Annotated in this window: 1 protein-coding gene; it reads left to right on the top strand. The window is 73.5% G+C overall.

Going from position 1 to position 385, the window contains the following annotated elements:
* The coding region (locus tag VR44_RS39995; RefSeq protein ID WP_045952609.1) for a KR domain-containing protein at nt 1-385 on the top strand (385 nt) is incomplete at both ends.

Genomic DNA, 385 nt, shown 5'->3' with positions numbered 1-385 from the left:
CGCCGCCTGCGATGCCGCCGACCGCGAAGCCCTCACGGAACTCCTGGACTCCCTCGACCGGCCCCTGACCGCAGTCGTCCACGCCGCCGGGGTGCTGGACGACGGGGTGATCGGGGCGCTGACGGCGGAGCGGGTGGCCGAGGTGATGCGCCCCAAGGCGGATGCGGCACGTCACCTGCACGAGCTGACCCAGGACTGTGATCTCTCCGCGTTCGTGGTCTTCTCCTCCGTCGCCGGTGTGTTCGGCAGTGCCGGCCAGGGCGGCTACGCCGCCGCCAACAGCTACCTCGACGCCCTCATGGCCGAGCGCCACGCCGCGGGCCTGCCCGGCCTCTCCCTCGCCTGGGGCCTGTGGACCGGCGTCGGAGGCATGGGCGACACCCTC

This window comes from Streptomyces katrae, assembly GCF_000966975.1.
Lineage (GTDB): Bacteria > Actinomycetota > Actinomycetes > Streptomycetales > Streptomycetaceae > Streptomyces > Streptomyces katrae.
The sequence above is the reverse complement of the archived record's forward strand: the minus strand, read 5'-3'. Positions and strand labels throughout refer to the sequence as shown.